Origin of the sequence: Flavicella sp., from assembly GCF_029238425.1 — a bacterium.
Classification (GTDB): Bacteria; Bacteroidota; Bacteroidia; order Flavobacteriales; family Flavobacteriaceae; genus Flavicella.
Genome location: NZ_JAQWGB010000129.1, coordinates 22,268 through 35,351 on the forward strand (window position 1 = coordinate 22,268; position 13,084 = coordinate 35,351).

Annotated in this window: 11 protein-coding genes; 9 read left to right on the plus strand and 2 right to left on the minus strand. The window is 35.5% G+C overall.

Annotated features, from left to right (window positions below; translation table 11 throughout):
• The first annotated feature begins 15 nt into the window (after positions 1-15).
• From P8H68_RS09670 to P8H68_RS09690, 5 genes are all read left to right on the plus strand, one after another.
• Entirely contained in the window at positions 16-1,215 is a 1,200-nt protein-coding gene (locus tag P8H68_RS09670) for an alanine dehydrogenase (protein WP_300324143.1), read from the plus strand.
• 62 nt (positions 1,216-1,277) lie between these two features.
• Positions 1,278-1,664, plus strand: a complete 387-nt coding sequence (locus P8H68_RS09675; RefSeq protein ID WP_300324146.1) for a DUF4258 domain-containing protein — start codon at positions 1,278-1,280, stop codon at positions 1,662-1,664.
• Positions 1,664-2,728 (plus strand): aldose epimerase family protein, encoded by a 1,065-nt coding sequence (locus P8H68_RS09680; protein WP_300324149.1) that lies wholly within the window; start codon positions 1,664-1,666, stop codon positions 2,726-2,728. The genes P8H68_RS09675 and P8H68_RS09680 overlap by 1 nt, the downstream gene beginning before the upstream one ends.
• A 165-nt stretch (positions 2,729-2,893) precedes the next feature.
• Positions 2,894-3,364, plus strand: a complete 471-nt coding sequence (locus P8H68_RS09685; RefSeq protein ID WP_300324152.1) for a hypothetical protein — start codon at positions 2,894-2,896, stop codon at positions 3,362-3,364.
• A gap of 21 nt (positions 3,365-3,385) precedes the next feature.
• Complete coding sequence (locus P8H68_RS09690) at positions 3,386-4,540, plus strand: T9SS type A sorting domain-containing protein (protein WP_300324228.1); 1,155 nt, start codon at positions 3,386-3,388, stop codon at positions 4,538-4,540.
• Here the strand turns inward: P8H68_RS09690 and P8H68_RS09695 are convergent, their stop codons facing one another.
• A complete protein-coding gene (locus P8H68_RS09695) occupies positions 4,541-5,437 on the minus strand; it encodes a DMT family transporter (protein WP_300324155.1) in 897 nt (298 codons plus the stop codon).
• 237 nt (positions 5,438-5,674) lie between these two features.
• On the opposite strand from P8H68_RS09695, the gene P8H68_RS09700 reads away from it, so the two are divergent.
• The 4 genes from P8H68_RS09700 to P8H68_RS09715 all read left to right on the plus strand — a co-directional run bounded on the left by P8H68_RS09700 (position 5,675) and on the right by P8H68_RS09715 (position 11,846).
• Complete coding sequence (locus P8H68_RS09700; RefSeq protein ID WP_300324158.1) at positions 5,675-6,475, plus strand: hypothetical protein; 801 nt, start codon at positions 5,675-5,677, stop codon at positions 6,473-6,475.
• Positions 6,476-6,578: 103 nt separating this feature from the next.
• Positions 6,579-8,144 carry a protein adenylyltransferase SelO gene (locus P8H68_RS09705; RefSeq protein WP_300324161.1) on the plus strand — a complete coding sequence of 522 codons (1,566 nt, stop codon included), beginning with the start codon at positions 6,579-6,581 and terminating at the stop codon, positions 8,142-8,144.
• A 34-nt stretch (positions 8,145-8,178) separates the two neighbouring features.
• Positions 8,179-8,568 (plus strand): DUF423 domain-containing protein, encoded by a 390-nt coding sequence (locus tag P8H68_RS09710; RefSeq protein ID WP_300324164.1) that lies wholly within the window; start codon positions 8,179-8,181, stop codon positions 8,566-8,568.
• A 146-nt stretch (positions 8,569-8,714) separates the two neighbouring features.
• Positions 8,715-11,846 carry a T9SS type A sorting domain-containing protein gene (locus P8H68_RS09715; RefSeq protein WP_300324167.1) on the plus strand — a complete coding sequence of 1,044 codons (3,132 nt, stop codon included), beginning with the start codon at positions 8,715-8,717 and terminating at the stop codon, positions 11,844-11,846.
• 60 nt (positions 11,847-11,906) lie between these two features.
• Here P8H68_RS09715 and ychF read toward each other — a convergent pair whose 3' ends face one another.
• On the minus strand, positions 11,907-12,998 hold the full coding sequence (ychF, locus tag P8H68_RS09720; RefSeq protein ID WP_300324169.1) for a redox-regulated ATPase YchF: 1,092 nt from the start codon (positions 12,996-12,998) through the stop codon (positions 11,907-11,909).
• Positions 12,999-13,084: the final 86 nt, after the last annotated feature.

A 13,084-nucleotide genomic window follows, 5' to 3' on the forward strand; every position in this document is an offset into this window, starting at 1 on the left:
ACCTATTCTAAGAACATGAGTCAACATTTCTCCCCATTCAGCAAAGAAGAATTAATGCCTCAAGAAGAAAAACTTGAAACTCGAAAACAGAAAGGAGAGCTATTGATAGGTTTGCCTAAAGAGACTTCTTTTGAAGAGAAAAGAATCTGTCTAACACCAGATGCCGTAGCAGCAATGACGCAATGTGGACATAGAATTATTGTGGAAACGGGTGCTGGGGAAGGTGCCAATTTTACCGATCAAAATTATTCAGAAGCTGGTGCCAAAATCGCTTACAATTCTGAAGAAGTATTCGGTTGTAATATTGTTCTTAAAATTGAACCGCCTTCTTTAAAGGAGATAGAAATGATAAAGCCTCAGACGATTCTTGTCTCTGCGCTTCAACTCAAAACACAACAAAAAAAATATTTTGAAGCATTGGCTAGCAAAAGAATTACTGCCATTGCATTTGATTTTATCAAAGACCGAGAAGGCATGTATCCAGTTGTTCAATCTTTGAGTGAAATTGCCGGTACCGCCTCTATACTTATTGCTGCAGAATTGATGAGCACCCAAAATCAAGGAAATGGATTGTTACTTGGTAATATTGGAGGTGTACCTCCTGCAGAGGTTGTTATCATTGGAGCAGGTACTGTTGGAGAATTTGCCGCTAAATCGGCTATCGGACAAGGAGCTTCGGTAAAAGTTTTTGACAATTCGATTTCAAAATTAAGATGCTTGCAAAAAAGCTTAAACCAACCAATTTATACTTCTTCCTTGCAACCAAGGACTTTGCAAAAAGCCCTGATGCGTTGTGATGTATTGATTGGTGCTATTAGAGGTAAGTCACGTGCTCCTATTGTAATTACGGACGCCATGGTACAACTAATGAAACCAGGATCTGTGCTTGTAGATGTAAGTATTGATCGTGGAGGGTGTATTGAAACTTCAGAAGTTACAACACATAGTCAGCCTACATTTAAAAAACACGATGTTGTGCATTATTGTGTTCCCAATATTCCATCGAGATATGCAAGAACAGCAACCGTTTCTATAAGTAATATACTTACTCCATTTTTAATTCATATCGCAGATGAAGGAGGTTTTGAGCAAGCTTTTAGAAAAGAAAGAACCCTCAGAAGTGGAATGTATTATTATCATGGAATCCTTACCAACAAAGCGGTTGGAGAATGGTTTAATTTACCCTATAATGATATCAACTTATTGATTTTATAAAAATATATTTTTCTTTATGATTCTCGCTTTATAATAGTATTTTTGCCGTTTAAAAACTACTTATGAACATAGCGAACCGCTTCATCTATTTCTTTTTTGGTTTAACTTTAGGTATCATAGCTGTGATATTTTTGGCTAAGAAAAAGAATATTCAATTTCCGTATGGTCCAGATGCAAGAACTCTAAAAAGTATACGTGTCAAAGAACATCGTTATTTCTCAGATCAAGCACAACAAACCTATACCCAGTTTAATTTAGACTCTATTCAAATCGCTTATCTTTTAACACAAAGTGATGTGGACTTTTCTCAAAGTGACACAGATACAAAAAAACCATGTCAAACCTATAGAATCAATGGAGAACTTAAAGAAATGGAAGTTTCTCTATTGGTAAAAAGATGTGACTCCTCCGCCACTTTCGAAGAAATCATAATTCAAAAAAAAAACTAATGACCCTAGACCTTGTTAACTCACAGAATTTTGAAAAAATTATCGATGGAAAAAATGTAAAACTATTTACGTTGACCAATGCAAATGGATTCACTGCGCAGATTACCAATTTTGGTGGTAGAGTTGTTTCCTTATGGGCTCCGGATGCTGATGGAAACTTTGATGATGTAGTTTTGGGATACGACAATTTAGAAAGTTATATGAATCCACCTAGTGAGGTTTACTTAGGTGCTCTTATTGGAAGATATGGAAATAGAATCGCAGAAGGTAGATTTGAATTGAATGGAAATGAATTCAAGGGTGCGATTAACAATGGACCTAATCATTTACACGGTGGTTTGAAAGGATTTTCTCATGTTGTATGGGATGCTAAATTGTTAAATGACTCACAACTTCAGTTGCGTTATGTATCGAAAGATGGAGAAGAGGGATACCCAGGAAACTTAAGCGTTACCGTTGTGTATAGCCTTACTGAGAACAATGCTCTTGAAATAAAATACACAGCAACCACAGACAAAGCAACCCATGTAAACCTTACCAACCACTCCTACTTCAATCTAAAAGGAGCAGGATCTGGTACCATTACAGATCATTTATTACAATTAAATGCAAATAGGTATTTACCAACCGATGAAACTGCCATACCGTTAGGAGATCCTGAGTCTGTAGAAAACTCTCCTTTCGACTTTAGAGAACTTAAGGCTATCGGTCAAAACATCAATGACGATAATAAACAACTAGAAATGGCACGTGGATACGATCATACTTTTGTGTTTTCTAATCCTAATCAAAAGGAAATTGCTGCGTATGCCATAGATCCAAGTTCAAAAAGAACCTTGACTGTATTTACCAATGAGCCAGGTGCTCAGTTTTACACAGGAAACTGGGTAACAGGATGTGGAACAGGAAAGCAAAATAAAACCTATCTGAATAAAGATGCATTTTGCATCGAAACACAACATTTTCCGAACTCACCCAACTCAAAAACATACCCTTCTACCCTACTAAATCCGGGAGAAGAATATTATTCTTTTTGTAGCTATCAATTTGGCATAAAAAAGTAATCCACTTTATTTTTATCATTTTATTCCGTAAAAAGGGTTAAAATCAACATACAATCAGGTAAAAACGTTTGTTTTTCTTGCGGCATCAATTCATTTCTTTGAGGTTCGAGAAGGAACATTTTTACCTGATTTGTTTTTCTCTAAAATCAAACCCTACAGAATAAAATGACAACTACAGCCAATTATAGCAAGACATCTACTTTTTTGATTCCACTATTTCTTTTCGTAATAAGTTATATGCATGGTCAGAACTACCCAGCTTCAGACCCTACAAATTCTGAAGGGTGGATTCTAAACGAGGCATTGAGTGATGAGTTTGATGGAAATTCGTTAGACAAGGATAAATGGTGGATTCTTGGAGAAAACAATGACTACAGAAATAAATGGAAAGGGAGAGCTCCAGCTCAGTTTGCTCCTGAAAACGTAGCTGTTATCAACAATGAACTTATCTTATATTCCAAATGGGATCCTGACTTTGAATTTGCAGATGAATCCCTAGGGGATATACCTTACGGAGGAGAAAATAAAAGTCAGCCTATTACTCAAGCTGCTATTATCAGTGAACGTTTTTTCAAATATGGCTACATGGAAATAAGGTGCATCGCCCCAGATGCTCCAGTAACCTCTTCTTTCTAGACCACCGGTTATCATTCTGAAATTGACATGACAGAAAATTACGGAAAAAGACCTATCGGAAATCCAGAAAACAGACCTGAAGAATTAGAAAAGAAATATCGCACCAATATGATCAACTGGGATCCTGATGCGGATGAAAATCATCAAAACTGGAAGGTAGAAGAGGTATTAGATGTAAGAGTTGCCAGTGATTATTATGTTTATGGTTTTGAATGGGATGAAGATTATATAAAAATATATTTTGAGGGAGAATTGATAAGAACAGCCACACGCGCTGAACTCGAAGCAAACGACCAATGGAGACATCAATACCCGCAGGAACTTTGGATTGATTCAGAGGTTTTCTCTTGGTACGGAATGCCAACTTTAGCGGATCTTACTCCAGATGCTGAATACAAAATTGACTATATAAGAATCTGGCAAAAAGAAATAATTGGCCCTGATTTCAATTCATTAGGCTTTGAAGGCCCCTTCTATTATCAAGGACGAAGCAGGAATTGGTCAACAAACCCAAATTCTGGTTTTAGAATGAAAGACGAAAAATCTGCTTCTGGAGATATTTCTTTACGTTTTGAAAAAGAATCTCCCTTTGCAACAAATACCTATGCGGATGCACCTTTCGGTTCTTTAGATTTGCCTTCTGGAAGTAATAAAATTACTTTAAAAATATGGATAGATCCTACAACTGACATTGATAGGTTGTATTGTCAGCTTAAAAATCCAGGTACCACAATTTTCTTTGACCTGACTGGAGTTAACAAAGGTGAATGGGTTGAGGTTTCAAAAAGCTTTAATAGAGCTTCTGCTTCAGACACTAATGTAACGGATGGGGACAGACTTTCTATTCGTGTAAGAGGACAGGATATTTCAAGTTCAAATGCTTTGTTTTATATTGATGATATTGTCTTTGAGAATGACAATACAGCTTCAATATCAGAAGCGGAACAAAAAACCGTCTTCACTATGTATCCAAACCCGGCTAAAACAACCCTGAATCTGAAATCGGAAAATACCGGACAAATAAGCATATTTAGTTCCCTTGGAGTACTTGTTTTAACGGAGATTAAAAAAAAGGAAACAATCCAATTAAGTACAGAAAATTTATCAAAAGGAATCTACTATATCCAACTTGCAAACCAACATGGAACAGCAACAAAAAACCTAATTATCAATTAATTATTTTTTTGCTTTTCTAGACACAAGAGATACTCCTACAATTACAATAATTGTCCCTATCAATTGACTTGCATTCAACTGTTCTCCAAGAACAATATAGGCCAATAATATTGTTGAAATTGGACCAATACTAGCAATTATTGAAAAATTAGAGCTTCCTATCAATTCAATAGATTTAGAAACCATAAAAGAAGGAATAATTGTGGATAGAATAGCCATTCCAATACCTAAGAAGTATACTTCTTGAGGATAACCAAGCAAATCAATTTCATGCGTAAAAATATAATGTAACAACACACAAATTGTACTAATTATCATAGCATAGGACGTAAAACGAACGACTCCAAATTTTGGGATCAACCAGCCACTACCTACCAAATACATGGCATAGGTCAATGCACTCATAAAAATCAAGCCAACTCCTAAGTACAAATTTTCACTAGAAAGATCTAGCTCTCCTGAAAAAGCAGTTAGAACCCCTAAATAAGTTAGAAAAATAGCAAATATTTGAATTCTTGATATTTTAGTTTTCAAAAACAATCGGGAAATGATAAGTACCAACGTTGGATACACAAATAGAACAATTCTTTCTAGACCCGCTTTTATATATTGCAAGCCTTCAAAGTCAAAATAACTCGCAAGATAATAGCCCACAAACCCGAAAAAGACCAACCATAGATAATCCGTTTTCTTTATGCTTTGATTCGTTTGTTTTCTTGTTACAAATGCAATTACAACGTATACCGGTAGCGAAAACAACATTCTTAACAACAAAAGACTTACCGAATCAATTTCATAATGATAAGCTAATTTTACCATAATCGCTTTGGCCGAAAAAAGGATCACTCCTAATACCGCCAATACAACTCCTAATGTATTTGCTTTTAATTTAAACATATTGCAAATATTAGTATTTATAATACGCTGCCCTTGTTCAAATACTTTCAATATACGATGTTCAACATAGCGCTATCCATTGACTTCGTATTTTAAAGGACCTAAAACGAGTTAGTTTTCTATACCAATTATACTAGATTCATTTGAAACATATGTTCTAATCTTAGAAACTAGAGTTCTATAAATAACTCAAAGAAAACACTATCATTGAGTTCACTAAACCCTACAACTTAAACTATGAAAACGAAATTCCTTGCACTATTTTTAATAGTACTATCAATCCAAGCATGTAATTCAAGTAGTGATACTGACATTACAGAAACTGAAAAAGATGAAACTCCAAGTGATACTCCTATTAAAGAGGAGGAGCCTGAAGAAGAAGAAGAACCCACAACATATCCATTTACAAAAGATGGTGTAAAATATGGTGAAGATTATGTTGTCTTTGAGCCGGAAATAACAAAATCTGATTTAGGGCTATGGGTCAAACGAGTACCTGGAAACCCAGAATACCACGAAGGAAATGTTGCACCGATAAACAATGGTTACCTAGAATTTACAGGAAATAATCTAAACGGAGGAAGCGCTAAGTCACCTCTTAAGTATACGTTTACTTGTCCGAAAACAGCAAAGTATAGAATTGTAATGCGTATGTACCAACCGCTCAATGACCATGAAGAGGGAGACAAAAGAAATGATGTATGGATAAAATTAGCCGGAACCTTTTCTTCCAAATGCGTATTCCCTACAGAAGACCTAAAGAAAAACCATAAATTTTGGGGACGAGGAGTTCGCAAATGGGGATCGGCGCATAAAATGGAAGGTCATGTAAACGGTGTAAAAAAGTTAAACAAAGCCATTTATTATCTATCCGCAGGTCAGTCCTATACTTTAACCATCTCAGGAAGGGCACAAGGATGTAGTTTAGATTATATTCTTTTTTATAATGATGTTAGCAATTATAGCATTGAAACTCACGACGACCCTGCCGTAAAACTTCCAGCATCTTATATGCCCGATGTAATTGAAACCAATTAAATTCTACCCCACCTATAAAAAAAGAAGGTTTGAAAACCTTCTTTTTTTATTTATAAGCCAGCAAAAGCAATATCATTGAGCCTAATGTGGTAACTTTGTACACATGAAGCTGAACTTACAAGATACCTTTAACAAAGAGCTCCCATCTGATCCAATTATAGAAAATTCGCGTAGACAAGTATCAAATGCATGCTACTCATATGTAAAACCTAAAAAAACAAAAGAGCCTAAGTTACTGCATTCTTCAGCTGAGGTTCAAAATCTTTTGGGCCTGACTAAAGAAGACGCTGCCTCGGACGAATTTCTTCAAGTATTTACAGGGAATAAAGTCTTTAAAGAGATGCAACCTTATGCCATGTGTTATGGAGGACATCAATTTGGAAATTGGGCAGGACAACTTGGTGATGGCCGAGCTATCAATCTTGGAGAAGTTGAACACAACAACAATTCCTGGGCGCTTCAATTGAAAGGAGCAGGTCCAACCCCCTATTCAAGAACCGCAGATGGATTGGCTGTTTTAAGATCTTCTATAAGAGAATATTTATGTAGTGAAGCTATGTTTCATTTAGGAGTTCCAACCACAAGAGCCCTAAGTCTATCCTTGTCTGGTGATGATGTTTTACGTGATATTTTATACAATGGAAATCCTGCTTATGAAAAAGGAGCTATCGTAACAAGAGTTGCCCCGTCTTTTCTAAGATTTGGAAATTATGAAATTTTCGCTGCTCGAGAAGAAATCACAACCCTAAAAACACTTATTGACTATACCATCAATCACTTTTACAAACATTTAGGAAAACCGTCTAAACAAGTATATCTCGATTTCTTTAAGGAAGTTGCCGATAAAACCTTGGATATGATTATTCACTGGCAACGTGTAGGTTTTGTGCATGGAGTGATGAATACAGATAACATGTCTATCTTAGGACTTAGCATAGATTACGGTCCATATGGCTGGTTAGAAGGCTATGATTACAACTGGACTCCAAACACAACGGATCGACAAAACAAAAGATATCGTTACGGAAACCAAGCAAATATGGGATTATGGAATCTTTTGAAATTAGCCAATGCTATTTATCCGTTAATTGAAGAAACAGCTCCATTAGAATCGGTATTAGAGAGCTATAAAACAGACTTCGAAAAGAAATATCATAAAATGATGTGTTCTAAAATTGGTCTTGAAAATAATTTTGATACGGATGGTCAATTGATCAACGAACTTGAAAACACGCTACATCTTACGGAAACTGACATGACTATTTTCTTCAGAAATTTAGCGTCGATCTCAATCAATGATAGCTCTGAAGCTGCTTATAAAAAAATATCAGATGCCTTCTACGATATTCCCAAAACTAAGGAAAACACAAAAACGAAATGGCTTGCTTGGATCGAAAGTTATTTAAATCGACTAAAAAAAGAAACACAGAATGATTCCGAAAGGAAAAAACAAATGAATCTAGTAAATCCTAAATACGTACTTAGAAATTATATGGCGCAATTAGCCATTGATGCAGCTGACAATTCAGACTATAGCCTTATTGACCAATTTTATCAATTATTAAAAAAGCCATACGACGAACAACCAGAATTTGAAAAATGGTTTGCTAAAAGACCAGAATGGGCGAAGAACAAAGTAGGATGTTCCATGTTATCTTGCAGCTCTTAAAAAATATAAAAGTTTTATAAAAATTATTACCGATATGAATCAAATCACATTACTATTTGCAAGCTTCTATGGAATGTTTGCTGTTGTTTTTGGAGCCTTTGGAGCTCATGCCTTAAAAAAAATAGTACCAGAAGACTTACTTAAAAGTTTTGAGACAGGAGTTAAATACCAAATGTACCATGCCCTTGTTTTATTATTTATCTCAAGTACTCTTAGTTTCACCAGTCCAATAGAGAGTTATATCGCCTATAGTTTTATCATAGGAACTTTTCTGTTTTCATTCAGTATTTATGGATTGGTATTAAGCTCTGCTAAAAACAAGAAAATAAAAATTCTTGGCCCTATTACCCCCTTAGGAGGTTTGTTTTTGGTAATTGGATGGTTTTTACTTCTTGTAAAATGCTTTCAAAACATTACACTTTAACTAGATAAAACCAGCATAGAAATAGATTTTTTAAAAGAGATGTTCAAAACACTACTTCATATGTTTTAATAAAACAGGTTTACACATATGTGCTATTAGGTTTATGGTTTTATGATTTTTTTCGTAACACCTAATCAAAAACCAAAATGCAACGAACAAAAAAATCAATTCATAATCTATTATTTTTATTCTTTTTCATAGGTTTTAATATTTATGCTCAATTGGATGAGGCATATTTTGAAAAACTTAGAACAGAAAAAGTTAACTCACACAATTCAGTAAACTGGGTTCAATTTGGCCCCGGTATGGCTGGCTATTGTGAACACTTTTGGATTCATCCAACCGATGATAATTTCATGTATCAAAGTCCAGATATGTTCGATTCCTATTACACTGCTGATGGTGGAGAATCATGGAAAACACTAAAGGACTCTGATGACACAGGACAATTAATGAAAAGGGTTCGAGATATCACATTTTCTCATCAAGATGAAAATTTCGGATATGCGATCGACACTAGAGGAAATCTTTTAAAAACTACTGACAAAGGAAAAAAATGGATATTACAACCTGTTGATTTTGGAGGAAGACACTCTAAATTGGTTGTTGATCCAACCAACGATAACAACTGGTATATAGGTGCCGGTACCTTTTGGGACGTAAAAGAATATCATAGAAGTGTTAACAATATTCAAGGTCATGTGTACCGATACGCACAGTATGGCCATGTCTATAAAAGTACAGACAAAGGTGTTACATGGACAAAAATTACAGCTGGACTTCCTTCTACTTTAGATGTGGCACAAATTGTAATTGACCCAACGAATACAGATAGGATTGTTCTTATAGCTAAAAGTGGTTTATACTTAAGTGATGATCAAGGAATCAATTGGACAAAAAGCACCAACAACGGTTTGCCTAACAACTTACCTAAAGACCTTACCGCCTATTACAATTCGGAAACAGAAGAATTTATCATGTATCTCGTAGAACAACCTGTATATAGTCCAAATGGCAGTACAATATCCTCAACAGGCGGAATTTTTAAAAGTACAGATGCAGGTAGTTCATGGGCTAGCATCACCGGAAATTTAGCTTTGGATTTAACCCAAGTGACAAACTACACGACAAGAGATAAATATTTTAAAGCGGTCGCTTTTTGGTTAGAGGAAGAGAAATCTTACATTGAGACAGAGTACCCTGATTATCCGACATCCATCCTACCTAACTACAACAGGATTGTTGTAAATCCTTTGAATAAAAATGAAATTTATATTGGTAATAATGTAAAACATGATAAATCCTTCGGACCCGGTGATATCTGGAAAACGGAAGATGGAGGTACTACCTGGTTCCCATGTGCCAAAACAGGTCCGTACTGGTCTGAACAAAAAAACAAGGATTATTGGGATAACCGAGGCGTATCCATGGACGTGAATACAAAATTTGCTCACTTGCAACCAGAAATTGACAGAAACCAAGAAACCTGGGGAAATCGCTTTTTAAGCATCAATTCTCAAGGGCATGTGTTCATCTGTTTAGATCAACAAGTTTTAAAATCAACCAACAACGGAACTAGCTGGGAACAAATTGATGATACTGAAACTTCTGAGGGTAGCGATCATTGGGTAGGAAAAGGAGCAAGTAATCTACCTGGAAGATTTATGCTCCTTGAGACCGGAGTTACTGATAGAAAACTATTTTGTAGTGGAGAGCATGGCTTATGGGAATCAGCCCCATTAGGTCATTTTCCTGATGACACCAAAGTAGCTGTAAAGCAACTCGAGGGACAAGTGAATGCAGGAGGTGCACATTCAACAGCAACGGTCGCAGTAGACCCTAAAAACCCAGACATCATCTATACTTTACAATTCAGGCAATCACATCGAGGGTTTTTTAGAAAATCAAGTGATGCAGGACAAACATGGACTAACATTTCTGAACCTTTGGTTTATTCTGCTTCAAATCTATCTGGAGATAATTTATTTCAATACTCATTAACCATTGATTATAATGATACTGATAATATCTATTTTACATCTATTGCAAATGCTATTGCAGAAGTATCTTCATCCAAACAACCTGAAGATTTTACCGATACAGGAGTTCACAAAAGTACAGATGGTGGATATACTTGGACCACAGAAAACACAGGTTTACCTGCCGATGCTTCTGTGAGAAGATTAAAAATGGATCCATCAAATCCTGATATTTTATATGCAGCCTTAAACATCGGACGAAATGGTGGAAATGGTGGTTTATACAAATCTACCGACAAGGCATCTAGCTGGGTTAAAATGGATATTCCAAGTGATATCAAAGCGGTAAATAATGTTTTTATTGATCGAAATACGGCCCATATTTTTATCTCTTGTGGAGACGAAGAAGGAGAACTGAATGAAGGTGGTGTTTGGGTCAGTAAAGATAACGGTACTACCTGGAGTAAAATTTTTGACATGCCTTATGTATGGCAGACTGAAGTATCACCGGTAAACTCGAATATTATTCTAGTGAATGTTCCGCTTCAACATGAAAACAAAGGATCTTATCCCATCAATCCAGGTGCCTATATGTCGAGAGATGCAGGATTGACTTGGTATAAAATAAATAACAATATTGGAAGACCTGATCATATTACCGACTTAAAACCCGACCCCGTAGATGAAAATGTAATTTGGTGTGCGCATTTTGGTCAATCTTGGAGCAAAGCAACTATCAACACTGCTTTATTTGAGGAAAGTATAGATTTTATAGATTTCAAGAACGCAATAAACCCAAGCACAAGTATTCCGATAGAGGTCAATTACAATAGCTTAGAAGACCGTCTTTTGGTCGCTATTCTTAACTCTCCATCCGGAAAATGGCTTGGAAATGCAAAAAAAACGGTATCCGCAGAAAATGCATCCACAACCTTAAACATATCGTTGGCCGAAACCGCTGAATTAGGAGAAAACTACAAAGTAAGTATCTCTATTCGTCCCATTGGCGGGACCTCACCAGACTCTGATATAGTAAATGAGGAAAAACTCTTAACTATTACTGACGATGAATTATCCGTAGTAAAGACAGAAAAACCTGTTATTAAAATTTATCCTAATCCTGCAAAAGAAACCTTATTCATTAAAGGAACTCATATAGACAAAAATTGGAAAGTTTACAATATGTTTGGAACACTTCTTCTTGAAGGAAAAGGCGATACTGTAGACATTTCAAGTCTTTCTTTAAACCTGTATCTTATTAAGGTTGAAGAAAAAATATTTAAAATTCAAAAAATATAAAGCAATAAAAAAAGGTTCAAACAATTAATTTGAACCTTTTTTTTATTCATTAGTTATCGATTAAACATTGAATCTAAAATTCATGATATCTCCATCTTCTACGATATATTCTTTTCCTTCAACTCCAAGTTTTCCAGCTTCTTTTACCTTCACTTCAGAACCAAGCTCAATATAATCATTGTACTTAATCACCTCAGCGCGAATAAACCCTTTTTCAAAATCAGTATGAATTACTCCTGCCGCTTGAGGAGCTGAATCACCAATATTGATAGTCCAAGCTCTAACCTCTTTCACTCCTACCGTAAAATACGTTTGAAGATTTAATAATTTGTATGCAGAACGAATCAACTTAGCAGAACCAGGCTCATCCAAACCTATATCCTCTAAAAATACTTGACGCTCTTCATAGTCATCTAACTCATTGATATCTGCTTCAGTTCCAACCGCAAGCACAACGATTTCAGCGTTTTCGTCTTTCACTGTCTCCTTAACTCTTTCTACATAATCGTTTCCGTTTACTGCAGCTGCTTCATCAACGTTACACACATACATCACAGGCTTAGAAGTTATAAACTGCATTGGTGTAACAAATTCTATTTCCTTTTCAGTGAACTCTAATGTCCTTACCGATTTCCCTTCTAAAAGAGTTTCTTGAATTCTACTCAACACATCAAATTCTGCTTGAGCCTCTTTATTTCCTGTTTTCGCATTACGCTTAACACGTTCTAACCTTTTTTCTACAGTTTCTAAATCCTTTAACTGTAATTCTATATCAATAGTCTCTTTATCCCTTACTGGATCTACAGAAGCATCCACATGTATGATATTATCATTATCAAAACAACGCAATACATGAATAATAGCATCCGTTTCTCTAATATTTCCTAAGAATTGATTTCCTAAACCTTCCCCTTTACTCGCTCCTTTTACCAAACCAGCAATATCAACAATCTCTACGGTTGCAGGAACAACGCGCTCTGGGTTTACCATTTCTTCTAAAGTTGCAACTCTAGAATCAGGCACATTTACCACACCTATGTTCGGCTCAATGGTACAAAAGGGAAAGTTTGCACTTTGTGCTTTTGCATTTGATAAACAATTAAATAAAGTTGATTTTCCTACATTAGGTAATCCTACAATTCCTGCTTTCATGTTATTCTATTTTTTAGATCTTCAAAAATCAATTCGACATGAGATCTTTTATTCTTGTTAAGAGGTTGCAAATGTAATCATTTCTT